Genomic DNA, 25,626 nt, shown 5'->3' on the forward strand with positions numbered 1-25,626 from the left:
ACAGAAAGGCGGAACAATCATGGAACTGAAGAACTTTGACAAATATACGGCCATATCCAGGGAACACATCCCATATCTGCGTGACCTGGCCGCAGCAGTTTCCCAAAGCCCTTACCGGCCCGTGGTCCATATCTGCCCTCCCTGCGGCCTGTTAAATGACCCCAATGGCCTGTGCTGGTATGAAGGCTGGTACCACGTGTTCTACCAGTGGTACCCCTTTGGGGCAAGCCACGGAATGAAGCACTGGGCCCATGTGAAATCCAGGGATCTGTCTGCCTGGGAATGGTGTGATGAGATCCTGATCCCCTCACAGCCCTATGAAAAAAACGGATGCTATTCCGGAAATGCCTTTGTCAGCCCCGAGGACGGAAACTGTTACCTGTTCTATACTGCAAACTATAAAACAGAAAAAGGCCGGATCCCTAAACAGGCCGCCGCCATTATGAAACCTGACGGAACCATCTCAAAGTGCAGTAGAAATCCATTGATCGATGGCGCCCCGTCAGGCATGGGCGGTGACATCCGCGACCCCTTTGTATTTGAACAAAACGGCCGTTACTATATGATGCTGGGGGCCACGGACCCAAAAGGGAAAGGACAGCTGATCCTGTACTCAGGCTCCACGCTTCTGGAGTGGGATTATCTGGGGATTGTTCGGATTACAGAAAAGGGAAAGGAACTGAACCTTGGAACCATGGTGGAATGCCCCGGATTTATAAAGTCTGATGGATATGATGTGCTGATGATCTCACTGATCGGCCTTCCCCCCCAGGGAGACAGGTATCTCAATCAGTTTACTTCCCTTGCCCTTACAGGCAGACTGGATCTGGAACACATGGAATTTCGTGCAGAGCGCACTCAGGAGACGGACTGTGGTTTTGATTTCTATGCGCCCCAGCCGTTTTATGGAAAGGATAAAACGCCCATGGTATTTGGCTGGTTGGGGTGCGGGGAGCAGAAGCTTCCCGAGGACAGATACCACTGGCGCCATGGCCTGACCCTGCCCCGCTTATTGCAGGTCAGACAGGGGCAGCTGTATACTCCTCCCTGCCCTGAAGTCCTGCCCGCATTTGGCACTCCCATCCAGGTCCCGCCCCACCCAACTCCCTATTCAAACCCAAAAATTCCGGTGTGCCTTAACTGGTCGTTTGAAGATGACGGCCTTCCCCATGTCCTGCAAGTGGGAAGCAGTGAGGATTTCTGGTCCCTCACAGTGGACATGGCCCAGCGCAGCATCACCTGGGACCGAAGCAGTCTGAAGATCCCGGTAGACCCGGCTTACGGTTCCCTGCGCCGGTGCACCTTTGCTCCCTGCAGCCCCATGGAACTCCTGATCTGCCTGGACAACACCTTTGTGGAAATCTACGCAAATAACGGCGAGCGCGTCCTAAGCGGCAGGACCTACGAAGCCGGATCAGACGAAATCCCTGCTATTTGACCTCATCCTTATACCGGATATCATTAAACATCAGATGAAAATACATGGCCTGCTGGGCGTCCACGGGCCGGCGGTCACGGATGGCTTCAAATATCCTCCGGTGGGCTTCCCTGGTATTTTCATACTCTGTTTCCCGGACAGAACCTGCAAACACCTGGACTCCGTCCGTGATCACGGGAACCAGGTTGGTCATGACCAGATTATGGCTGCAGCCCGCGATCATGGCATGGAACTGGGAATCCTTTTCTGAATAATCTTCCCGTTTTTCCATGCACTCCTCCAATTCAAGCAGCACAGCTTCCAGGGCAAGAACATCCTCCGGAGTGGCATTCTGGGCAGCCAGGGCAGCTATGGGCGGCTCCAGCATGACACGGATCTGGATCAGGTCCTCGGTCAGCTTTCTTCTGTCCTCAATCATGGAAAATCCCAGGGGGTCATCCGCGACCCCATTCTTATCTGATATAAAGGTGCCGGAACCCTGGCGTATGGTGACAATATTCCTGGACATCAGGATGCGCAAGGCCTCCCGCACCGTATTCCGTCCCACTCCCAGAAGTTCCACCAGCTCCGCTTCCGTGGGCAGCTTATCTCCGGCCGTATAGCCTTTTTCCTGTATCATTCCCAGAAGTTTCTGGGCAGCGATCTCTCCCAGGGTCTGTTTTTCCATCTTGTCCTCCTTATGCTTTCCATTCACCTGATACCGGCCCTTAAGTTCCGATCCGGACATCTAAATTCCGAATCCGGCCCCTAATTTTCCTCCCAGGCCCACCTATACCCGCACGATCCTGTACCCCGCCGCTTTGGAAAGGCGGTTCATGATCGCCTGGCCCAGGTGGTCCTCCGTAAAGCTTTCGGAAAATATGAAATCCACCTTTAAATCGTCAAATTCCCTGAGAACCGCATACAGGTTATGGGCCACAGACGCCTGGCTCCTTCTGGCTCCAATGCTTCTGACCAGTCCGCGGGGGTATTCCGATGCTGATTCATCCGTACAGATAATGCCCACGCGAAAGCCAAGGGAACATTTTTCTTCCGCCAGCTTCCTGACCGTTTCCACCATACGCATCACCTGGTCCTGATCCATGGCCATGCCCTCCGGCTCCACCAGCGTAAGATCCGCCTTGGGCGCATAGTGCTTATATTTCATGCCCGGAGCCTTGGGGCGCACCCCCGGCGACATGGGGCCCAGGATAGCCGGGTCAATGGTTACCTCTCCCAGCACTTCCCTGAGCATCTCCATGGTGATGGCGCCCGGGCGCAGTACAGCAGGCACCGGTGACGACACATCCACGATAGTGGACTCCACCCCGATCCCCACAGGCCCGCCGTCAATGATCATTTCAATCCGCCCGTTCATGTCCTGCCACACATGATCCGCCGTGGTGGGGCTGGGACGCCCTGATGTATTTGCGCTGGGAGCTGCTATGGGAACCCCGGCCAGGGCTATGAGCCGGTTGGCGATGGGGTCATCGGGCATTCGCACAGCCACGGTATCCAGACCTCCCGTTGTTCCATAGGGAACCTTGCTGCTCTTTGGAAAGATCATGGTAAGAGGGCCGGGCCAGAATGCTTCCATCAGCCTCCTACCCGCTTCAGGGATCTCCTTTACCAGGGGTTCCAGTTCCTCTGCACACGAAATATGGGCGATCAATGGATTGTCACATGGCCGCCCCTTTGCAGCATAGATCTTCTTTGCAGCGTCCTCATCCAGGGCATTGCCCCCCAGTCCATACACGGTCTCCGTGGGAAATGCCACAAGGCCGCCCTCCCGAAGGACCTGCGCCGCCGCTGACAGTTCCTCATCTTTTATATTCTCTCTATCCTTGATTATGATCCGTTTTGTCTCCATCACTTACCTCAGTATCCCATCTGTCTCTTTTTAGGCACAAAAACGCCGGTGCTCAATTTATTTTAGCACCGGCAGCTTTGAATGTAAAGTTCAGACATCAGAACCATTCACACGTCTTACGATCTCCCCAACATATTGGGATGCCTGTTCCCACTGGTTATTCTTCACATACTCTTTTGGCATCAGGTTGCTTCCGATCCCCACTCCTATGAACCCATTGTTTAGAAAGCATTCAATATTGTCCGCGGTCACGCCCCCAACAGCCACATACTCCGTGCCGTCAAACGGCCCCTTCAGGCTCTTGATATAGGAGGACGGCATATCCCCTGCGGGAAACAGCTTCATAATAGGGTATCCATATTCCAGGCACACGGCCACATCCGTTGGGGTGAGTACCCCCGGCAAAAGCGGGATATCGTACTTGCGGCAGAATTCCATGGTTCCCACCGTGGCGGAGGGCGTAAGGAAGAACTGGGCCCCTGCCTCCCATGCCATTCGGCAGCGCTCCGGCGTTGTCACTGTGCCGGCTCCCACATAGACCTGACCGCCGAACCGCTCTCTCATGATCTCGATCTGGCGGACTGCGCTGTCTGAATTCATGGCCACCTCAAACATGCGGACGCCTCCGCGGTACACTGCCTCGGCGTAATCCAGCGTTTTTTCCAAGGGTATGTTCCTCATAATCGCACAGATCTTATTATGTTCCAATATTTTCTTCATCTCCTGCTCCTTTCCCTGCAGCCCCCTGCCCTCAGTGGACAAGGGGACACACGGTTTTGCCCTTGTCCACTGAGGGTATGAATATTTTATGTTTCTATCCAAAAGACATTCCGCTGCCGGTCCGTCTTACCTGTAGACCATGGTGTTCCCCTTGACCGCCGCCTCCATCTGTTCCTGGGAGGGATACCCTTCCGTATCCCCATAGGTCTCAGTGGCAAGGGCCCCTGCCACGGCTCCCATACTGCCGCATTCCCTTATATCTTTTCCTTCCAGAATACCGCACAGGAATGCGGCATTAAACGCATCTCCGGCTCCCACCGGATCAACACAGCTGCATGGAAAGGCCGGGATCCGGACCAGGCCATCGCGGTCCCTCCGGGTGTTCTCAAGACTTCCCACATACGCTCCCTTTGCTCCGTCCTTTACAGCCACATATTCAGCCAGCCCCTTGTCAAACAGATGATCCATGATCTCTGACGGTTCTGCGGTGCCAAGGAGCGCCTGGGCCTCATCCGCACCCAGAAGCACGATCTGTGCTTTCATCATCATATCCCGGAGCATTGGCGCAAAGTCCTTATCGCCCCACAGCTTCCTGCGGATATTGGGGTCAAAACTGATCATCTGTCCATGCTTTACAGCCAGGTCCATGGCTGCCTCCACCATCTCCCGGCAGTTTGTTCCAAGGACCGGGGTGATCCCCGTGAGATGAAGGATCCTGGCACTGGACAGATATGATTCATCCAGCAGATCCGGGCCCATGAAACTGGCTGCGGAATGTTCCCTGTAATAAAACACAGAGGTTTCTGAAGCATTTCTCACCTGCTTAAACATGATACCGGTTCTGTGTTCCGGGTCAAATACCACTCTGCTGGTATCCACACCCTCCGCCCTTATGCTGTTTCTCACAAACTCACCGAACTCATCTTTTCCAAGACTGCTGACCCAGCCCGCGCTGTGCCCCAGTTTGCAGACGCCGATGGCCAGGTTGCTCTCCGCGCCGGCGATCCGCATCCGGTAATTGCTGACATACCGCAAAAATCCCGTGGACTCAGGCGTAAATGCAGCCATGGTCTCGCCAATTGTAATAATCTCCGGCATATGTCTCTCCTTGTCTGATAATATAAAGATTCCCATCTCATATGGATGTTACCCCCTGGTGATACGAAGGTTCCTTCCGCAAAATTCTCCCAGGGGCTTTCCATCCCGCAGCACCACGTTTCCATTTACCATGCACACCGCCAGCCCCTCTGCCATCCTGGCCGGCTGGGAGAAGGTGGCATTGTCGCGGAAATGCTCCGGGTCAAACACATTGATATCAGCAAAGCAGCCTTCCTCCAGGCGGCCTCTTCCCTCAAGCTTCATCCGCCTCGCAGGCATGGAGGTCATCTTCATCACCGCCTCCTCCATGGTGTAGATCCCCCGCTCCCTCACGTATTCCCTGATGATCTTTGGAAATGCTCCATACATCCTGGGATGGGGCGTGTTGGTATCCGCGTAAATGGAATCCGATATAACTACAGAATAGGGCAGCTTTGCCACTGTGTCAATATCTTCCTGGCACATACTCATATTAATAATGGCCGTTCTTCCGTCCTCATCATGCATCAGGTATGCCGCGCAGTCCGCCGGATCCTCAAATCCAAAGTCCCGGGCCGCCTCCGTCACTGTTTTGCCGAGAAATTTTTCATTGTGCTTCCTTACCACTCCGGATATCAGGATCCTGTCCCACCCCAAGGTAATGGCAAAATTATCCCAGTCATCATAGGGCACGCTGCAGGCATCCCTGAACTCCCTTATGCCCTCCGGCGTTCCCATGCGCTTTAAGGCATTTCCCATGTCTCCCTTTACATACACCGGGGGAACCATGGTGGTCAGGGCTGTGGATCCTCCCTCGTAGGGATAAAAGTCGCAGGTCACATCCTGTCCCGCTGCCCTGGCTTCCTCTATGAGAGCAATAGCCCTGTGGATCTCCCTCTTCCAGTTGGCCATGCCGCAGGATTTAAAATGGCTGATCTCCACCGCGCATCCGGCCTTTTTCCCAATCTCTATGATCTCCCTGACACTGTCCACCATGCTGTCGCCCTCTCCGCGGATATGGGCGGTGACAACACCTCCATAGCGCCCAACGGGTTCCAGCAGCCCGGCAAACTCATCCGCTGTACTGTAACACTCAGGCAGGTACATAATACCCACGGATACACCGGCCGCCCCCTCTTTCATGGCGTCCTCCACCAATGCCCTGGCCGCCTCCATCTCCTCCCGGGTATAGGGGGTGTCTGCAAACCCCTTGACCGTTATCTTCACCGCACCGGTGCCGATCATGGAGGCAAAGTTGACAGGAAGCTTTATGTGATCCAGGGCTTCCATGTAATCATGGTAGGTGTGTATCCGGTTATCTGTAATGGGCCCCAGCACAGGCTCGTCAAACTCGTACATCTCCCTGGCCCGGTCGGGGTCAGAGCTGGCAGGCGTCATGGAAATGCCGCAGTTTCCCACCACGGTGGTTGTGATTCCCTGGGACAGGAGCACATCCCCAAACTCCCTGCTGTTAAACGGTTTTGCATCACAGTGCCTGTGTATATCAATGAACCCCGGAGTTACCGCCATGCCCTTTGCATCGATCACCTGGTCCGCACGCTCTTCCTCCATATGGGGTCCTATTTTCCTTATCCTGTCATTCTCTATATATAAATCTGTCCTGGCCGGTGTATTTCCCAGTCCGTCATATACCAGCCCGTCTTTGATCAAAACAGATCCCATTCTCTGTTTCCCCGCTTTCTTTTGCCCCTTTTGGCTATTGGGGCTCGTTCAGATAATTGTAAACAGTAAAACGGGAGATACCAAGGAAGTCCGCAACCTTCTCAGCCGACTTCTTAATAAGGAAGGCGCCTTTCTCATCCAGATAGCGGACCACCGCTACCTTGTCCTCCTTTGTCAGCATGGACAGCTGCTTTCCGGTACTCTGCACTGCATCCTGCATCATCAGATCCAGCAGCTCGTCCACATTGCTGGTAAATACCTCCTTGGTGTTGGTCTCAGCCCCATGGCCGCCGAGGGCCCTCATGGCTGCTTCCCCTATCAAAAGGCCTGTAATATCGAGGTTGATGCAAAGGCTTCCCTCCACCCTGCCGTCCTCGCCCCTGAAATACTTGCTGGAGGTACGCAGGGTCCTTCCGTCCTTGGTATAGTTGATATAACCATACTGGTCCTCAGGCATGGCTGTGCCCCGCAGGATTTCCAGACCTGCATTGGTTCCTCCCCCGCCGATCTCCCGCCCTGTCACATGGCCGTTGTAGATTGCCACAATGGTCTGGTCATACGGCAGAGTAAGGTCGTGAAGCACCACCTCGCAGTTAGGTCCGAACTGACAGGATATACACCTTGCAATACTGTCAAGCACCTCAAAATTATCTTTTACAAACCCCATGAATCGGTCTCCCTTCAAGCCCTTATTTTTCAGCTCCTCTTGATTCAAATACAAGAGCAAGTCTTTCTTCTTCGGACATTTCTTCTTTCTTTGTGCACAAAGAGACAATCACTTCCGCTGCCAGGGCAACTAAGGTTGCAGGAATAGCAGGTCCTGTGAAAATACCTGCCACCGCACTGGAAAATGCAGGTACCGCCAGATACAGGACACCGAATACGGTCCCGACTCCCACTGATGCCAGTCCGCCCTGCCAGGTGGAGCGTTTCCAGCACGCGCCCAGAAGCATGGCGATGGATACGCCGGGAATAATGGAGCCGATCACATTGCTGATATAACTCATAACATCCTTGGCAAACAGCGTTGCAAAAAAGGCTAACAGCAGGGTGGCCACGGTTGCGATTCTGGACCACCGGCCCACCTTTTCATCATCCAGCTGCTTTCCGGTTATGATGGGATAAATGTCCTGGATCAGGATCGTAACCCCGGCAATGGCATCGGAGTCACCGGATGACATGGTTGCAGAAAGTCCGGAAATCATGAACATCAGGCCCAGCATGGGTCCCAGCACCACGGTAGCGATATAAGTAAATGCAAAGTCCGGCTTTTCAAGCACTGCCTGGGCTCCTGTATTGGTTGCGATTGTAAATGCCGCCATACCAATAATAGCAGGAAGCAGTGAGAAAATCAACAGCAGCCAGCCGGAAAGGCTCAAGGCCCGAATGGCGGTCTTATCATCCTTGGCCGTATAGATACGCATACGGTAAGTGGGTGTTCCCAGACAGGGGATGGCAATGGAAAACATCAGTGAGAACAGCGCCATGGCTCCCATGGAGTCGATTCCATAAAAGCTTAAATTCCCTGCCTTTCCCGCAGCTGTAATGGTGTCCGTGATAGTCCCCCAGCCGCCCGCCATGGGAATGGAAATAGCCGTGATCGCTATGAACCCGAAAACCAGTATGGTCAGCTGTATCAGATCCGTCCACACCACGGCCAGATAACCGCCGATGATAACATAGATTCCAAATGCCAGCACGGCCACCATCTTGGAGGTGGTCAGGTCCATTCCGGTTACATAGCTCAGGTAAGTGGCGCCGCCGTTGATATGGTTGCCAAGCCATACCACCTCAATAATGTACATCATAAAGCTCATGACAGCCTTTACCATCCTGTTTCCATTGTAATGGAACTGAGCCTCCTCCGCCATGGTCATCAGGTTCTTGGCCCTGAGCTTGGACTTCTTGGCCACCAGTACCAATGCCAGGATGCCCAGGGCAGCGCCCATCCCATAGGCGGAACCGCCAAAACCGTTCTTAAATCCGTTGGCCGTTGCGCCAATGGACGAACCTGTTCCGATCAGGGTCGCGCCCATGGTTGCAAAGATCAGGTACATGGGCATCTTGCCTCCGCCTGTGAGGTAATCCTTTCCTTTGGATTTGCCTCTGCTGCAGATAATGCCTACCACGATCATTAAAAGCACATACAGCATGAATCCAACAATAAAAAATGTAGCATGGGTCTTTGTTAACATACTCTTCCTCCTTAAGTTAAATGATGAGTAACATCCAGTGCCTGAAGGCACTTAAAACATTGTTGAACCCGTCTCTGAATTCTGCCAAAATTTTGAACAGTTCAACAATTTGTTTAATTTTATTGTAATGAGTATTCAACAAATTGTCAATATGCTTTTTTATTTTTTTGTGCATATTTATCTCTATTTCATTATATTTCAAATTTTTGTTGATATTTTTTGCAAATATTGTGTTGCGAATTTCAACAGTTTGTGTTATAACCATAATGAACAGTGTTTCTGATTCTGCCGCAATCCGTGTGCCTCAACCGACAGTGACTCGTCTGATTCGTCTAAATCGTCTGATGGCCGCGAGCAAATAAAGGAGGTTGTTATGGAGCAAAAATATCTGTTTGAAGAATCCAAAGATGTGATCACGCCGGCTCTTGTCTACTACCTGGATATCATCAGGGAGAATATCAAAAAAGCAGTCAGCCTGGCTGGCGGCCCTGAGAACTTGTGGCCCCATGTAAAAACACATAAGATGGCGCAGATGGTCCGCCTGCAGATGAGCGCGGGCATTACACGTTTTAAGTGTGCAACCATAGCGGAGGCCGAAATGGCCGCCAGCTGCGGGGCTGGTGATGTGCTGGTGGCCTACCCGTTGGTTGGTCCCAATATCAGACGTTTTCTTAACTTAACCATGGCATATCCCCAGGTACGGTTTTGGGCCGTGGGAGATGACGCCGGACAGGTTCATGCCCTGGGACAGGTATTTAAGGAATCCGGCTCCGTGGCGCGTCTTCTGGTGGATGTGAACCTGGGAATGAACCGCACCGGGGTAGCCATCCCTGACACAGAAGAATTTTTCAACCGGTGCGCTTCTATGGAGGGCATTTCCATGATGGGCCTCCACTGCTACGATGGTCACCGCACCGAGCAGGAGTTTAACCTGCGCAAACAGCATGCGGATGTAAGCGCCTCACAGATCCGTGAAGTATGCGCCCATATAAGCGACAGGGGATACTCCTGCCATACTCTGGTGCTGGGCGGATCCCCCTCCATGCCTTGCTATGCGGACTTTCCCAAGTCACCATATCATGCCTATTTTTCACCCGGCACCTATTTTATCAATGATTATGGATATAGTAAGAAATATCCCGACCTGCCCTTTACTCCGGGAGCGGCCGTGCTCACAAGAGTTGTCAGCTGCCCTGTGAAAGGCCATTTTACCCTGGATCTGGGATACAAAGGGATTGCCTCCGACCCGGAAGGAACCCGGGGCATCATCGCAGGTATGGATCATGTCCAGGAATTATTCCAGAGCGAGGAACACTGGGCCTTTGCCATGGAACCCGGCTATGAGGACCAGTGCCCCCAGGTGGGAGATGAGTTTTTTGTGGTGCCCACCCATATCTGTCCCACCAGCGCCCTATACCCGTCTGTTCCCGTGGTTGAAAATGGACATATGGCTGATACATGGGAAGTCACGGCAAGAAACCGCAAGATCACTTATTAACATGTGTTTGAGAAAAATTTAAGATAAGAAAGGAATTACGATCATGGCAAACGTATATGATAAAATAAAAGAAAAAGGCATCACCCTTCCTGCGCCTCCTCCAAAAGGCGGAGTCTACACACCTGTCCGCGAATTTGGAACCAACTTATTATACTGTTCAGGCTGCGGTCCTGATCTAGGCGGCAGCACGGTCATTGGCAAATTAGGCAGGGACCTGACCGTGGAAGAAGGACAAAAAGCAGCTTACAACTGTGCGCTGAACCTTCTGGCTAATATTGAAGCAAAGATCGGCGACCTGAACAAGATCAAGCGCTTTGTCAAAGTCCTGGCTTTTGTAAACAGCGCAGATGACTTTGTCCAGCAGCCCCAGGTTGTGAACGGTGCTTCCAGCCTGCTGGTAGAGCTCTTTGGCGAGGAGATCGGCTGCCCCGCACGTTCCGCCATCGGGACCAATGCACTGCCGGGCGGCATTGCCTGCGAGATCGAGGTGCTGCTGGAGGTTGAGGCATAGAGTGTATTTCATCCGATAACAGAATATAATATCTTTGGAACTTTATCCTTGTAATGTGTATTGGATTTCAACAAAAAAGCCTTTGGCCGTACATGTTCATTAAATGTTATATTATGCAAACACCGCTACCTCCCAAAGGGCTTCTTCCAATGAATGGCATCCACCCCGCATTCCTTCATGCATTCCCCGCACTGGATGCATTCCATGTCCCCCACATGCCTGACATCCATCTTACAGGTGTGCACGCACAGTTTGCAGTCCGTACACACGTCATGGTCCACCTTCACTCCCAGCAGGGCTACCGGGGCAAAGAGGGAATAGACCGCGCCCAGGGGACATAGGAACCGGCAAAAGCTCCTGTACAGGAAACAAGCGCTGAGCAGGATCACAGCCAACACCAGCACCTTCCAGGAAAACAGGGCGCCGGCCAGGCTGCCCAGGGATTCATCCAGAAGGACCAGGGGGATGCCGCCTTCCAGTGTCCCTGCAGGACATATGTATTTACAAAATGCAGGGACCGGAACCCTGGTCGCCGCTTTTAGGGCAATGGGCAGCACGATCACAAACACAGCCAGGACCGCATATTTAACCTTGGACAGCGCCATGGTAAACCTGTTCTTCTTTATCTTGGGCAGAGGGATCTTATAAAGCAGTTCCTGCAAAAACCCAAAGGGACACAAAAAGCCGCAGATGGTCCTGCCCAGCGTGACGCCAAAAAGCAGCAGGGTTCCCAGAATATAAAAGGGCAGCTTCCTGTCCATGGCTGCCAGGGAATTCTGAAGGGTCCCCAGGGGACAGGAGCCAATAGCCCCCGGACATGAGTAGCAGTTCAGCCCCGGAACGCACAGGCCCTTCCGTTTACCCTTATAGATCGATACCTCAGCAAATCCCCTGAGGTTCAGATTATATATCAGTGCCGCACATAACTGTATGAGACGCCGTTTCATCTTTCCCTCCGATCCAGACCCCCACCTCTTCTGGTAGTGAATCATAATATGTTTTTCTTGGCAGGGGTCCTACATCTCCTTCCAATATAAAGCCTCCGGCGGACTGCAGAGGCGTACTTCAAATCACTCATTCCCTCACCCGATCCCGATACATTCCAGGCACACCCGGACCGCTTTCTGAAAAGCGTCACGGTAACCTCCCTGGGCCACCCCTATACACAGGAATACCACTCCCAGGATGAGGAGAGCTGCAGCGGCCTTATTCTGTCTTGTCATAACCCCAGGGCCTCCTTATAGCGCTCATACATGGTATCCGCATCCACTGCCCCTGAGGAGACATGGGTCACCTTTCCGTTCCCATCGATCACCACCGTGTAGGGGATCGAGTTGGTGGGATAAAGCATGGATACCTGGTATTCTTCATCCAGTGCAATGGGAAAGGTATAGCCATTGGCATCGGCAAAATCCTTGATCGTATCAGCATCCTCCCCGCAGTTCACTGCAAGGATGCCGATCTCATCCCCGTAATTCTCCTTCAGGCGCTCGAAGGCAGGCATTTCCTTGACACAGGGACCGCACCAGGTAGCCCAGAAGTTGATGATCACAGGCTTTCCCTTAAAATCGGAAAGGGTGACCGTGGAACCGTCAATGAGTTCAGCAGTAAAATCAGGGGCTTTATTACCGGATTTTAAGGGTTTCCCCGGCTGTGGCTCGATTCCGGCATCCCCTTCTCCCGCTGCCTGGTCATCCGCCTGTGACGTCCCTATGCCATCCCCAGCCTGTGACGCCCCAGCCTCAGCTACTGTCTGGGCATCTGTCTGCGCTCCTGTCTGGGCATCTGTCTGCGCCTTTGTCTCTGTCCCCTCCGCCGAGGTCTGCGCCTTTGTCTCCTGAACAGAGCCTGACGGACTGCAGCCCGCGGTCTGAAGGGCCAGGCACAGGATGAGCCCTATGGCGGCACCTGTCCTGATCACGGATCTTTTATGTACTGTAAAATGTTGTAATTTCATTCTGATTCCTCCCATCTGGTTGAACGTACGCTCGTCCCCTCCCCATCCCCATCTCTCCAGAAGATCTGATGAGCGGAAGAGTCCGGGAGTACACTTGACAAAAGAGTCCGGCATGCCGGGCTCTCCCACAGTTAACGAATAATCCCAGGACGAGGCATATCTGCCACTTCCTGGGATTAACTCTAACATAATTATTATCTTCTGTCCACCCGGGCCGGAGGGCATTTTCATAAAAGTTTCATAAACCGATCACACAGATGGTCCGGCCGCCCCATCCGGTCTTACACCTCATCCACCACAGGAACCACTTCCCTCTCGCTGTAGTGGTGGGCTTCTTCAAGCATCATATCCTTAACCTTCATAAGCCTTGTCTGGGAACTGCGCTCATTTTCATCCAGCTTCATTGTGATATAGCGGATGTTCTGCTGGGTCTCGGGAATCATTACATGTTCCAGAGCATTTACACGGCGGCGGGTCTTCTCGATCTCCGCTGCCATGAGCTGGCAGGATTTCTCACACTCAGCCAGGCGCAGCATATCCGGCAAAAGATCTGCCAGGCTCTTTACCGCATCATCCAGATCACTGGAGGTAAAGGCAAATCCATAGGAGTAGATGTCATTGGGGTCTGACGTCCTGGTCTTATATTTAAACACCGGGATCTCCACACTCATGACGTTCCTTGTCTCAGATTCCAGATAAACCTCCTGCTTGGGGGCCATCAGGGCCACATTCAGGGCTTCATCCGTCATACCGGAGCGGGCCAGCACAAAATTCTGGTTGGCCGCAGCGATCCCTGCCTCCACCTTTTCACGAAGAGCTTTGTTCTCACGCACCAGGTCCAGGAACTGACGCATCAATTCATCCCGCTTATCCTTTAAGAGCTTATGTCCCCTGATGGCTGTGGCCAGCTTTTTCTTGAGACGAGTAAGCTCCATACGGGTGGGATTCACATGTTTTGCACCCATGTTATGTCAACTTCCTTTCTGACTGCTGGTTATTTTGCATCATAGTAAAGGTCAAGGAATTTGTCCTTAATACGTTTCAGCTCGCTCCTTGGAAGGATGCGCAGCAGCTTCCAGCCGATCTCCATGGTCTCTTCGATCTCACGGTCCGCATAGTAGCCCTGGGATACATACTCCTTCTCAAACTCATCTGCAAACTTGGCGTACAGCTTATCCATATCAGTCAGAGCCGCCTCGCCCAGGATTACCATCAGTTCCTTGGCATCCTTACCACGGGCATAGGCTGCAAACAGCTGGTTCATAACATCGGCATGGTCTGCCCTTGTCTTGCCCTCGCCGATACCCTTATCCTTCAGACGGGACAGGGACGGAAGCACATCGATGGGCGGTGTCACGTTCTTGCGGTACAGTTCACGGCTAAGGATGATCTGGCCCTCGGTGATATAACCTGTAAGGTCAGGGATCGGGTGGGTCTTGTCATCCTCAGGCATGGTCAGGATCGGGATCATGGTGATGGAACCGGTCTTGCCCTTCTGGCGTCCTGCTCTCTCATAAAGGGAAGCCAGGTCGGTATACATATATCCGGGATAACCGCGGCGTCCGGGAACTTCCTTACGGGCTGCGGAGATCTCACGGAGTGAGTCTGCGTAGTTTGTAATATCGGTGAGAATGACAAGCACGTGCATGTTCTTCTCAAATGCCAGGTACTCTGCAGCTGTCAGGGCCATACGCGGTGTTGCGATACGCTCTACGGCAGGGTCATTGGCCAGGTTGATGAACATGACGCTTCGGTCAATCGCACCTGTCTCACGGAAGCTCTCCATGAAGAAGTTTGCCTCCTCAAAGGTGATGCCCATGGCGGCGAACACAACGGCAAATGGCTCATCAGTGCCGCGCACCTTTGCCTGACGTGCGATCTGAGCCGCCAGGTTGGCATGGGGAAGACCGGATGCAGAGAAAATGGGCAGTTTCTGTCCACGTACCAGGGTGTTCAGCCCATCGATGGCGGAAACGCCGGTCTGGATAAACTCCTCAGGATAGCTTCTGGCTGCCGGGTTCATGGGCAGGCCGTTGATATCCATACGCTTTTCTGGCAGGATGTCGGGACCGCCGTCAATGGGCTTGCCCATGCCGTCAAACATACGGCTTAACATATCCTCGGACACACCCAGCTCCATGGTACGTCCTAAGAAACGCACCTTACTTGAATCCAGGTTGATACCCGTGGCTGCCTCATACAGCTGTACCATGGCATTGCCGCCATCGATCTCCAGAACCTTGCAGCGGCGTCTTTCGCCGTTAGCCAGTTCGATCTCTCCCATCTCATCGTAGGTTACTCCCTGTACGCCGCGGACCAGCATAATAGGACCTGCTACCTCTTCTATTGTTCTATATTCCTTGGGCATTAGAAGTCCTCCTTTCTGCTCAGCTCATCGTTGATCTCATTCTCCAGGGTCTTGATGACATCTGCGTAAACCTTATCCAGATCCGGTTCCTCGGTGTATTTGAAACGGCCGATCGCCTCACGGACAGGAAGGCTTACCAGGCGCTCGATATTCACGCCCTTGCCCAGAGCATCCTGAGACTGGTCATAATAAGCCATCATCAGCTTCATCATCATATGCTGCTTCTTTAAGGATGTAAATGTATCAATCTCATGGAAGGCATTCTGATGCAGGAAGTCCTCACGGATGGAACGGGCTGCTTCCAGTTTCAGACGGTCCGGGGCGGACAGTGCGTCCATACCAACCAGCTGCACAATCTCGTTCAATTCCGACTCCTCCTGGAGCAGACGCATCAGACGTGAGCGCAGTTCGGTCCAGTCGCTCTCCACCTCTGCATTAAACCATTTTTCCATGGTGTCCACATATAGGGAGTAGCTGGTAAGCCAGTTAATGGCCGGGAAATGTCTCTTGTATGCCAGGTCGGCATCCAGGGACCAGAATACTTTTACAATACGCAGGGTTGCCTGAGTAACAGGCTCGGAAATATCGCCGCCTGCAGGGGATACGGCACCGATTACGGAGAGGGCGCCTTCTCTGTTGTCACTGCCCAGGGAGATCACCCGGCCGGCACGCTCGTAGAACTGCGCCAGACGTGAACCCAGGTATGCAGGGTAACCTTCCTCACCTGGCATTTCCTCCAGACGTCCTGACATCTCACGGAGAGCCTCGGCCCAACGTGATGTGGAGTCTGCCATCAGGGCCACGGAATAGCCCATGTCACGGAAATACTCGGCAATGGTGATACCTGTATAAATAGATGCCTCACGTGCCGCAACGGGCATATCCGAGGTATTTGCGATCAGAACGGTACGCTCCATCAGAGACTTTCCGGTCTTTGGATCCTTCAGCTCCGGGAACTCGTTCAGAACATCGGTCATCTCGTTGCCGCGCTCGCCGCAGCCGATATAGACCACGATGTCCGCGTCAGCCCACTTAGCCAGCTGATGCTGAACCACTGTCTTACCTGAACCAAATGGTCCGGGAACAGCCGCAACACCGCCCTTGGCAATGGGGAAAAGGCAGTCGATAACCCTCTGCCCTGTTACAAGAGGCATATCAGGAGACAGCTTTCTCTGGTAAGGACGGCCCTTACGTACAGGCCACTTCTGCATCAGGGTCACCGGATGCTCCTGTCCCTTTTCATCAGTCACAACCGCCACCGTGTCGGTTACGGTGAACTCGCCGCCGCTTATATAGGTCAGAGTTCCCTGGATCCCCACAGGGATCATGATCTTCTGCACCACTACATCGGTTTCCTGTACCGTACCGATGATATCGCCGCCGCCCACCTTGTCACCCTGGGCCACGGTTGGCTCAAAGGTCCATTTTTTCTCGCGCTTCAGGGAAGGTACCTCGACACCGCGGTTCAGCAGGTTTCCCCCTGTCTTTTCCATAATGGCGTCCAGAGGACGCTGGATACCGTCATATATACTTCCGATCAGGCCAGGCCCAAGCTCCACGCTCATGGGCACGCCTGTGGATTCCACCGGCTCACCAGGTCCAAGTCCGGAGGTTTCTTCGTAAACCTGAACGGAAGCCTTATCGCCATGAATCTCTATGATTTCACCAATCAAACGCTGGTCGCTAACGCGAACAACATCGAACATGTTGGCGTCGCGCATGCCCTCTGCAATAACCAGAGGACCGGCTACTTTTTTAATTACGCCTTTGCTCATCTTTTACCTCCTCAGTTATGAGCACTACTGCCCATTAAATATAATGTCAGAGCCAACTGCCTGCTCCACTGACTTTTTAACTGCCATAATCCCCTTGCCCGTATTGCCGGACACGCCGGGAATCAGTATAATGGCCGGAAGGTCAGCTTCACGGAAGCGGTCAATCTCCGGTTCAACCTGGGCTGCCAGGGCTTCTGTGATGTAGATCACCGCATATCCGCTCTCTGCCAGATCCCTTATCTTCTTTCCTGCCTCCACCGGGTCTGTGAGGGGAAATGGTTCCAGACCCAGAGCGGCGAATCCGTAGATACTGTCACGGTCGCCCATTACTGCAATCTTATACATACATCTCCCTTACCCTTTCCCGGATGGACTCTTCGGGAAGGTGGTTGAGTTTCCCGGAAAGTACGATCCGAACTGATTTTATTTCGTTCTCTCGTGCCAGAATATAAGCTGCCAGCGGTCCAAGTCCGAATGGGCTGTACTGCTGCGGCTTAATCTTACGGATCATCAGATTGTCGCACCACCGTTCAAAAGCTGAAGGTGAGCGGCGCAACTCCTCTACCGCATCTGCATAGGTGGTGGATTCCAGGTAAATGCCGATGGCATCCACTCCCTCTATGGCCGCCTGGGTCAGGCGGACCGTGTCCAAGGTATCACAAGGCGCCAGCGCCTGTTCCAAAAATGCCCTGTCCTTACCGGTACGGGATGCCCGCACCGCTGTCTTTATATCTGCTGCCGCAACTGTCAGCTCCGCATAAAGCTTTAAGAACTCATTGCCTGAGGATTTACCGGCATGGTAAATAGCTTCCAGCGCCGCCCTGTCAATGATGATATCGCAGAGCTGGCCGTCCTGTGTGTGCAGAAGAGCCTTGTAGGCTTCCTCCGCAGGCACCCTCATGGTCTCCGGAAGATTCTGGAATTCTCTGTTCTCAATTGCATCGTGTATCAGCTTTACATCCACGGTTCCCTGGTCAATGTAGATCCCGGGGTACTCATGGCCCATGCGGACCTCCTTGATGGCTGCCTTCAGATTATGGTAATCGTTGGCGTACAGGAACACATCAAATACGGACATGTCCTCCACCAGCTCTGAAATCAGCCCCCAGGTCTTCCTCCGCTCAGCGGCCAGGATGGCTTCAGCATCCTTGGTGCTGTCGTCTCCCCAGCCCTTTTCAGTGAGAAGCTGGATACACTCATCATAGCTTTTTGCAGCTGTCAGCTGCTCTAAAAATGCACCGGATAGCAGGGACAATTCTTTGGAACGGATACGGGCTACTGCATAAACATATTGTTTGTCTGCCATTTAAAATGTTCCTCCGTTCATGAAAAAAGAATTTCCTGCACCTTATCCTGTAATGTCTCATGGGCTGAATCAAAGAGCGCATCAATGGAACAGTTCTCCTCAATCCCTCCATAAGTAAGCACAAATCCTCCGTCAATATCCCTTGTGGCATTGGAAATGCGCAGCGCTGCGCCCTTGTCAGTCAGGGCCGCATTCAGTTTATCCTCAAATCCCTGGGGCATCCGGGCCAAATCCTTATCTGATAACAGAAGTTCGCCCTTGCCCGCCTGGGCGGATTTTACCGCCAGCTTCAGAATCATCTCAAAATAGGCATCCGTGTCCATATCCTTAAGCTCGGCTTTGGCCCTGGCAATGGTCTCGCCAATGAGTCTCTGCTTCTCGGCCAGGATACTTCCCCTCTTCCTAAGATCAGCGGCTGACTGCCCCCTTTCCAGGATGTTGGCAACGGACTGGCGTGAACGCCTGTCAATATCGGCGCACTCCCGCTCCGCTTCCTTACGGGCTGCTGCCAGGATCTGATCCGCCTCGCTGCGGGCTGCCGCTATGGTACGTGCCGCCGCTTCCTGGGACTCCTCTTTAATCTGGCTGATGATCTTATCTAATCCCGCCATGCGATGTTCTCCTTTCCTGATGTCTCCTGATATTTGGCCTGCCGATTATACGTTAACGCCGGCAATACCAAAGATAGCAAGAATGGAGATCAGCAGTGCCAGGATGGCGTAGGTCTCAACCATGGCCGGGAAGATCATAGCTTTACCAAACTGGTCAGGTTTCTTGGCAACCAGGCCGATACTTGCAACAGCGGCCTTGCCCTGCTTAATAGCGGAAAACCAGCCGACAAATGCCATAGGAAGGCATGCAGCCAGATATAAGAAGCCCTTAGCCAAAGAGATATCAGCGCTTCCACCCATGATACCGATCTGTGTCAGGGTGATGAAACCGATCAGCAGTCCGTAGATACCCTGTGTACCGGGAAGCAGCTGTAATACCAGTACTTTACTGAACTTGTTTGGATCCTCTGTCACAACTCCTGCTGCTGCCTCACCTGCAATACCAACACCAACGGCTGAACCGATTCCTGCAAAAAGTGCTGCAAGCACTGCTCCTGTTAACGCTAAAACAACTCCCATATTCTCCATAACTAAATGTCCTCCTTGACTTTATAATATTTGGTGTGAATGGCGAAGGGTTCAAATTTCCGTCCGCCTCCCTCATAAAACTTTCCAAAAAACTCCACATAGTGCAGACGGTTTGTGTGGACATAGGCGCCCAGGGCGTTGATCGCCAGGTTCAGGCTGTGTCCGATGAGGAATACCAGGATAAATACAATGGCTCCTGCAATATTGCCCCCTACCATGCTGCCCATCTTGTTAAATACGGTGGAGATAACGCTGGTAGCAAGTCCCAGTGCCAGCAGACGGGAGTAGGAAAGGATATCACTCAGATAAGAGGTGATCCCATATGCCCCGTACAGGCCCTTAAGGATGCGCTTAAACCAGCTCTTTGATTCACGCCCGCTGGTAAGTACGATTCCAATGAGTCCGATCACCGCCAGCACTGCTGCCACTGTCCCGGCGATTGGCGGGAGTGTGAAGGTAAGTCCCAGCATATCGGTAAACATGGACATGGTAAGCAGGTAAACGATACCGCCTCCCACCAGCATATACCAGAAAATCGCATCGTAGATGCCGTCTGCCAGGTTTCCGCTCCGCACACAGGAATAGAATTTGATCCCCAGTCCTGTAAACAGATGGATGATACCTAACACGAACGCAAACACCAGCATTTTCATAGGCAGGCTGACCGGCTCAAACCAGATGGGAGCCAGCCTGATGTCAGGCCTGTTAAAAAATGTGGTTGCGATCACGTTCACCGCATCTCCGAAAAAGCTGCCGAACATAAAGCCCCAGAACGCAGTGGAAATGCCGCAGTACATGAACATTTTCATGAATTTCTTCATACCGTCTTCCATGTTCTTAAACTTGGTAAGGCAGTATGCAGTGCCGGCCACCATGATCAGGCCATAGGCCGCATCGGAAAGCATGAGCCCGAACAGCACATAATAAAAGGTTGCCACTACCATGGACGGGTCGATCTCACCCTTTCCAGGAAGGCTGTAACTCTCAATGACGCCTTCCACCGGCTCGGCGAATTTGTTATTGTGAAGAATAACCGGAACATCATCCTTTTCCTCCGGTTCGGAAAACTCGACCACTACTTCGTATTTTTCCTGAAGCAGCTTTTCAAGCCTGGGAGCTGTTTCCACTGAAACATACCCGGTAATAAGGAATACTCGTTTGGACTGCACCAGACCGTTTAACACTCCGTACTTTTCAGCACGCATGGTATAGTAGTCCATTACAAACTTGAGGGCTTCCCTGTCAGGCGCCATATCCGCGATCGCCTTCTCGGCTCCCGCGATCTCGGCACGCACCTTGGAAAGTTCTTCCTCCAGCTGCTGCTGCCGCTTGGCCGGCACCTGTGAGCTGAGGGGAGGTTTTACAAAATTCAGCTTCTTTAACCCATCCTCAACTGCCTCCGCATCCTTTTTTGCACAGACGATGAATAAACAGGTCTGCTCCTTGGATGCACTGACAATATTTACATCAATGGTATCTGCCTGGGGCGCAAGCTCACCAAGCCTTTCTGTGATCTGTTCCAGGGAAATCTCTTCCTGTATGGAACCGATGAATGCCACGGATTTCTTTGTTCCCTTAAAGTCCAAAGGCAGATCAAAGCTTTTCCATGGCGCCAGTGCCTCCATCTGCTGTTCCAGCTTCGGAATCATGGCACTGTGTTCGCCGATCTGTTTTGCCAGATCCTGCAGGCGGTAGGCTTTTTTCATGGTCTCATCATGGTTTACCGCGTTAGCCTCGTACTCTTCCACTGACAGGAGTTCCCTGCCTGCAAATGAGGATAACATGCCTTTGTCCTCAGGAGCATACTTGCTCAGGACCATGATCGCCTGCTCCGCTATGGCGGCGTTTCGTTCAAATACGGTTTTGGAAGACGTTACGTCCATCTTCTGGAACATATCATCTTCCTGCAGCACATTGCTGATTTCCAGTACCCCTTGGCGCTGCAGAAGCTCAAGGGTGCCCTTGCGGTCCTTTTTCAGGCCGCAGATCAGCACTTTTTTCATAGGCACTACTGCCAACCTTAAGCGCCTCCCTTCCTGACCTTTCCGCGATTGTTTGATCGTGGACGTTCCTTACAGCAGTTCCGATAAAATGACCTTGACTGCCTGCTGTTGTTTCTCGGCTACGGCACTGCGCAGGGCTTCCAGTTCTTTTACTTCCTCTGCACCTGCTGCGTGCATCATCTGCTCACCCTGAGCCTTTGCGTCTTCTTCGGCCCGCATTGCAGCTTCTCTGGCAGCGCTTGTCATGTCTGCCTTTAACTGCACACCCTGGGCCTTTGCCTCCGCCACAATTGCTTCCGCCTGTTTTACTGCATCTTTTTCCGCTGACTCGGCAGCTGCCTCTGCCTGGCGAATTGCATCAATTGTCTCCTGGGCCAATCCAAATCCCCCTTTCTTTCCCGGACATCCCACAGGACATCTGCGTGGAGTATGTACCTAGTTTACGCAGATAAGCCCGCAGGAATACTATGGCAAATACTTTTCTACTGCAAAATGACAAGTTATCTAGTATTTGTCCATATCTTTCCTATTATTTTTGTACAATATGAATAGATTATAACCCATGACTAAAAATTTAGCAATCCACTTTCTAACTTTTTCATCAAAAAGTTTTAGTAATTCTAAAAATTTTTGTATATCATACAAAAACTTCTATAAATCTACTCATATCGGGATTGTTATAATAATAACAATCTTCTGTATCAAAATAGGCTGCAGAGCCAAGGTGCAATCTCCTCCCCCTTTGCTGCAGCCACATTTGTTTTTATGATACCATCATTTTTCAATTTTGAAAACAGTAATTTTTTAACATTTTTTTAACACGTCTAGGGCTGCCAGTGAAAAAAGGCGTAGGATGTCATAAATGAACTGACTCCCATCATAGCGATCCCCAATGCTGCTGTTATTTTATACTTTCTCATAAGCACCTCCTGAATTTACCGCTTTTACCGGCCATACTTTCATTAATATGGTATAGATGATCACCGAGGCATTGATTCCAACGCTGCAAAAAAAGACATGAACTGATCCTCCAGCCCATGTCTTTTTTATTAATTAATCTGAAATAATCACACGCTTCTTTCCGCCTCCGTTCATGAGACTGTAATATGCAGGAAGCATAAGCAGTGACAGAATGGTGGACGCGGTCAGACCGCCGATATTAACAAGTGCAAGGCCCTGGGTGGTGCTTCCGCTGTCTCCAAGGGCCATAGCCATTGGAACCATGGAAACAACCGTGGTCAGGGTGGTCATGAGGATCGGCCTTAAACGGGTGGCGCCCGCCTCGATCAGGGCAGTATTCAGATCCATATCCCGCCGGTATTGGTTTACGGTATCCACATAGAGGATACCATTGTTGACAACCGTACCAACCAGCATCAGGAAGCCCAACAGGGACGTCATGCTGATGGCGCTGTCCGCGATCCACAAAAGCCCAAAGGCACCTATAAGGCAGAAGGGGATGGTGGTCATAACCATGATGGAGAACTTGGGTGACTCAAACTGCGCTGCCATGACCACAAATACCAGGAAGATCGCCAGGGCAATGGCTTGGAACAGGGCGGTAAACTCGGTTGCCATGGACTCCTCCTGGGAGTTCTGGGCAATACTTACGGTTCCGCTCACATTGGGCATCACCACATCTGTCAGGAGCTGTCCTTTTGTTTCCTTGGTTGAATTCTCCGTATAAATACCGCTGATGGTCACACGGTACTGTTTATCCTGTCTGGTGATGGATGCCGGGCTGTCCGCAAAGCGGATATCAGCCACATCCGTCAGTGCCACGGATTTGCCTGAGGATGTCTGCAGAGTGATGCTCTCCACCTGATCCAGGGTCTTATAACGGTCCTTTGGATACTCCACCTTTACATCCACATCATCACCATTGATATTCATGGTGGTAGGTGTCACGCCGCTGAGCATATTGTTAAGGGTCCCGCCGATCTGCGCCGGAGTCAGCCCCGCTGCCCTGGCTTTGATGGGGTTTACAGTAACCTTGACAACTGACGCTGCATTTTCCAGGGATGAGTGCACTTTTGTCAGTTCAGGCCTGTCGCTGAGCTGGGCGGCGATCTTATCGCTGACTGCCTTTAAATCATCATAATTGGTACTCTGGAGCTCTACCGTATAATCATTGTCAGAACCCATCATGGCGCTCACCTGCGAGTAAGCCTCCACTGTTATATTGGTATCCGGTATCCCTGCCAGCTGCTGCTTCCAGAGTTTTACCACCTCATCCGTTTCCATATTTCTGTTTTTTTTCAGATAAACAGAAATATTGGGGTCGGAACTCATGCTCAGTCCGGAGCTTCCCGCCATGGTGAAATAGGATTCCACATCAGGATGCTGGGATACGATCCCCTCGATCTCTTTCATGATCTGGTCTATCTTATCAATCTTCATACCGGGTTTTACTTCCGCGGTTATGGTGATCTGACCCTGGTCGTCCTCTGCCATAAGCTCTGTATCCAGGTTCTTGGCAAGAAGGAATGAGAATGCCAGCAGCAGTACGGACGCCAGCATAATGAGGCCGCGCTTCTTTAATATCTTTTTCATGATATTCCTGTAAGCTGCCTGCATTTTTTCCACAGGCCTTGAGAACGGCGCTGAACTTCTCTCAATGGGTTTATAGATCATGTAGCACAGCGGAACCACCGTGATAGCTGATATAAGGGAAGCCGTCATACAGAACACAATGGTAAAGCCCAGAGGCCGGAACATCATGCCTGTCATTCCTCCAAGCATAGCCAATGGAAGGAATACCACGCAGGTGGTCAGTGTGGAACCGATAACCGACTGATACACAACCCCGGTTCCTGTTAAGGCAGCCTTGGAATATTCCTTAAAGCCAGTGTCGTCCGTGGCCCTGAAACAGCTCTCCAGCACAACCGTGGAGTTATCCACCATCATACCAACACCCAGCACCAGGGCGCTTAGGGTGATAACGTTCAGGCTAAAGCCCATAAGCTGCATCAATATTAGGGATGCCAGAATAGACACAGGTATGGAACTTCCTACGATCAGCGAAGCCTTCAGATCCCCGAAGAACAACCAGATAATGACCATGGATATAATGATGGCCAGGATCATGGTTTCAATAACGGAACTCAGTGATGACATGATGGAATCCTTATCATCATTGACTACCGTAATCTGGAGAGTTGGATCCAGCTTGGTGACCTGCTCCACTACCTTGCTCACATCTTTGGATACGGTAAGGGTGGCTGCGTCCTGCTGCTTGCTGACCGTAAGTGCCACAATGTCCTCGGGCACCCCGTTCTCAGCCTTATAACGCGCAATACTTTCCATATCGTCCGCGCCCATATAGATCTCAGCCACATCCCCCAGGTACACGATATTCCCGCCTGAAACAGTAAGGGGAATATCCTTCAGGCTCTCCATGGTCTCAAAGGGCTGCTCTGTGGAAACCGCCAGTTTCTGGTCTCCCACCTCGGTATCGCCCGCAGGGTATGTAAGGTCAGCGCCTGTGATGTCGCCTGCAATGGAGTTCATGGTCACCCCATACTGCTTCAGCTTTTCAGGCATCAGCACGACCTTGATATGTTTCTGGGCGCCTCCCACAAGGGATACCTCAGCCACGGAAGACAATTTTTCAAATTCAGGAACCAGGTTATTATTTACATAGTTATATAGGTCATCATCCTCGCCATGGCTGACTGCCATGATCACATTGGGCATGATGCTGGTATTCAGTTCCAGCATTATGGGATCATCAGCATCGTCCGGCAGTTCCGCCTTGGCAAGATCCATCTGCTTTTTCAGGTCGTCATAAGCATCATTCATATCTGTTCCATAGTCATATTTGAGCATGACGATGGACATATTTTCCTTGGACTGGGAAGAAATGGTATCCAGACCGCTAAGGGTACTGGCCCTGTCCTCTATGGGTTTTGTAACCAGCTCATTGACATCATCAGGGCTGGCTCCGGCATAGACAGTCATAACAATCATCATGGACATGTTCATATCCGGCATTAACTCCAAAGGTGACTTCATCACCGAGGATAAACCGAACACAATCAGGCACAGGATTGCAAGAACCGTACTGACCGGTCTTTTTAAGACAAGTTTCGTTAAGCCCATTTTGCT

General features: G+C 51.9%; 23 protein-coding genes. 3 read left to right on the top strand and 20 right to left on the bottom strand.

Features of this window, described 5'->3' with window-relative positions; translation table 11 throughout:
- Positions 1-19: 19 nt before the first annotated feature.
- Positions 20-1,438: a glycoside hydrolase family 32 protein gene (locus ABID13_RS12105; RefSeq protein ID WP_048929030.1), complete on the top strand. Its 1,419-nt coding sequence runs from the start codon at positions 20-22 to the stop codon at positions 1,436-1,438.
- Here ABID13_RS12105 and ABID13_RS12110 read toward each other — a convergent pair.
- The 7 genes from ABID13_RS12110 to ABID13_RS12140 form a co-directional block, all read right to left on the bottom strand.
- Entirely contained in the window at positions 1,431-2,105 is a 675-nt protein-coding gene (locus tag ABID13_RS12110) for a FadR/GntR family transcriptional regulator (RefSeq protein ID WP_007861583.1), read from the bottom strand. The two genes, ABID13_RS12105 and ABID13_RS12110, sit on opposite strands and share 8 nt — an antisense overlap.
- A 102-nt stretch (positions 2,106-2,207) precedes the next feature.
- Positions 2,208-3,287 carry an L-threonylcarbamoyladenylate synthase gene (locus ABID13_RS12115; protein ID WP_007861584.1) on the bottom strand — a complete coding sequence of 360 codons (1,080 nt, stop codon included), beginning with the start codon at positions 3,285-3,287 and terminating at the stop codon, positions 2,208-2,210.
- Positions 3,288-3,377: 90 nt separating this feature from the next.
- The gene (locus ABID13_RS12120; protein WP_007861585.1) at positions 3,378-4,007 is read right to left on the bottom strand and encodes a bifunctional 4-hydroxy-2-oxoglutarate aldolase/2-dehydro-3-deoxy-phosphogluconate aldolase; all 630 of its coding nucleotides are present in this window, start codon (positions 4,005-4,007) and stop codon (positions 3,378-3,380) included.
- 126 nt (positions 4,008-4,133) lie between these two features.
- Positions 4,134-5,105 carry a sugar kinase gene (locus ABID13_RS12125; protein ID WP_048929031.1) on the bottom strand — a complete coding sequence of 324 codons (972 nt, stop codon included), beginning with the start codon at positions 5,103-5,105 and terminating at the stop codon, positions 4,134-4,136.
- Between the two features lie 48 nt (positions 5,106-5,153).
- The gene (locus ABID13_RS12130; protein ID WP_007861587.1) at positions 5,154-6,767 is read right to left on the bottom strand and encodes an N-acyl-D-amino-acid deacylase family protein; all 1,614 of its coding nucleotides are present in this window, start codon (positions 6,765-6,767) and stop codon (positions 5,154-5,156) included.
- A gap of 34 nt (positions 6,768-6,801) precedes the next feature.
- Positions 6,802-7,434 (bottom strand): helix-turn-helix transcriptional regulator, encoded by a 633-nt coding sequence (locus ABID13_RS12135; RefSeq protein ID WP_048929032.1) that lies wholly within the window; start codon positions 7,432-7,434, stop codon positions 6,802-6,804.
- Positions 7,435-7,456: 22 nt separating this feature from the next.
- Complete coding sequence (locus tag ABID13_RS12140) at positions 7,457-8,962, bottom strand: sodium:solute symporter family protein (RefSeq protein WP_007861591.1); 1,506 nt, start codon at positions 8,960-8,962, stop codon at positions 7,457-7,459.
- Between the two features lie 373 nt (positions 8,963-9,335).
- Here ABID13_RS12140 and ABID13_RS12145 point away from each other — a divergent pair, with 373 nt between their 5' ends.
- Together ABID13_RS12145 and ABID13_RS12150 are read left to right on the top strand one after the other, a co-directional pair.
- Positions 9,336-10,460 carry a D-TA family PLP-dependent enzyme gene (locus ABID13_RS12145; RefSeq protein ID WP_048929033.1) on the top strand — a complete coding sequence of 375 codons (1,125 nt, stop codon included), beginning with the start codon at positions 9,336-9,338 and terminating at the stop codon, positions 10,458-10,460.
- Positions 10,461-10,503: 43 nt separating this feature from the next.
- The gene (locus tag ABID13_RS12150; RefSeq protein WP_007861595.1) at positions 10,504-10,971 is read left to right on the top strand and encodes a RidA family protein; all 468 of its coding nucleotides are present in this window, start codon (positions 10,504-10,506) and stop codon (positions 10,969-10,971) included.
- Positions 10,972-11,096: 125 nt separating this feature from the next.
- On the opposite strand, the gene ABID13_RS12155 is transcribed toward ABID13_RS12150, so the two are convergent.
- From ABID13_RS12155 to ABID13_RS12215, 13 genes are all read right to left on the bottom strand, one after another.
- Complete coding sequence (locus tag ABID13_RS12155; protein ID WP_007861596.1) at positions 11,097-11,918, bottom strand: 4Fe-4S binding protein; 822 nt, start codon at positions 11,916-11,918, stop codon at positions 11,097-11,099.
- A 135-nt stretch (positions 11,919-12,053) separates the two neighbouring features.
- Positions 12,054-12,194 (bottom strand): CD1871A family CXXC motif-containing protein, encoded by a 141-nt coding sequence (locus tag ABID13_RS12160; protein WP_007861597.1) that lies wholly within the window; start codon positions 12,192-12,194, stop codon positions 12,054-12,056.
- The gene (locus ABID13_RS12165) at positions 12,191-12,928 is read right to left on the bottom strand and encodes a TlpA family protein disulfide reductase (protein ID WP_048929244.1); all 738 of its coding nucleotides are present in this window, start codon (positions 12,926-12,928) and stop codon (positions 12,191-12,193) included. The genes ABID13_RS12160 and ABID13_RS12165 overlap by 4 nt, the downstream gene beginning before the upstream one ends.
- Before the next feature lie 281 nt (positions 12,929-13,209).
- A complete protein-coding gene (locus ABID13_RS12170) occupies positions 13,210-13,893 on the bottom strand; it encodes a V-type ATP synthase subunit D (RefSeq protein WP_007861605.1) in 684 nt (227 codons plus the stop codon).
- Positions 13,894-13,922: 29 nt separating this feature from the next.
- A complete protein-coding gene (locus ABID13_RS12175) occupies positions 13,923-15,296 on the bottom strand; it encodes a V-type ATP synthase subunit B (RefSeq protein WP_007861607.1) in 1,374 nt (457 codons plus the stop codon).
- Positions 15,296-17,071, bottom strand: a complete 1,776-nt coding sequence (locus ABID13_RS12180) for a V-type ATP synthase subunit A (protein WP_007861609.1) — start codon at positions 17,069-17,071, stop codon at positions 15,296-15,298. Before ABID13_RS12180 ends, ABID13_RS12175 begins: the two co-directional genes overlap by 1 nt.
- A 24-nt stretch (positions 17,072-17,095) precedes the next feature.
- A complete protein-coding gene (locus ABID13_RS12185; protein WP_007861611.1) occupies positions 17,096-17,416 on the bottom strand; it encodes a V-type ATP synthase subunit F in 321 nt (106 codons plus the stop codon).
- Positions 17,409-18,377 (bottom strand): V0D/AC39 family V-type ATPase subunit, encoded by a 969-nt coding sequence (locus ABID13_RS12190; protein ID WP_048929034.1) that lies wholly within the window; start codon positions 18,375-18,377, stop codon positions 17,409-17,411. The genes ABID13_RS12185 and ABID13_RS12190 overlap by 8 nt, the downstream gene beginning before the upstream one ends.
- Positions 18,378-18,394: 17 nt before the next feature.
- Positions 18,395-18,988 carry a V-type ATP synthase subunit E gene (locus ABID13_RS12195; RefSeq protein ID WP_007861615.1) on the bottom strand — a complete coding sequence of 198 codons (594 nt, stop codon included), beginning with the start codon at positions 18,986-18,988 and terminating at the stop codon, positions 18,395-18,397.
- Between the two features lie 45 nt (positions 18,989-19,033).
- Positions 19,034-19,516, bottom strand: coding sequence for a V-type ATP synthase subunit K (locus tag ABID13_RS12200; protein WP_007861617.1), 483 nt, complete (start codon positions 19,514-19,516; stop codon positions 19,034-19,036).
- A gap of 2 nt (positions 19,517-19,518) precedes the next feature.
- Positions 19,519-21,534: a V-type ATP synthase subunit I gene (locus ABID13_RS12205; RefSeq protein WP_007861618.1), complete on the bottom strand. Its 2,016-nt coding sequence runs from the start codon at positions 21,532-21,534 to the stop codon at positions 19,519-19,521.
- Between the two features lie 54 nt (positions 21,535-21,588).
- Positions 21,589-21,897 (bottom strand): hypothetical protein, encoded by a 309-nt coding sequence (locus tag ABID13_RS12210; protein WP_045092956.1) that lies wholly within the window; start codon positions 21,895-21,897, stop codon positions 21,589-21,591.
- A 675-nt stretch (positions 21,898-22,572) separates the two neighbouring features.
- Positions 22,573-25,620, bottom strand: coding sequence for an efflux RND transporter permease subunit (locus tag ABID13_RS12215; protein WP_048929035.1), 3,048 nt, complete (start codon positions 25,618-25,620; stop codon positions 22,573-22,575).
- Between the last annotated feature and the right edge of the window lie 6 nt (positions 25,621-25,626).

This window comes from Enterocloster citroniae, from assembly GCF_040545455.1.
Lineage (GTDB): Bacteria > Bacillota > Clostridia > Lachnospirales > Lachnospiraceae > Enterocloster > Enterocloster citroniae.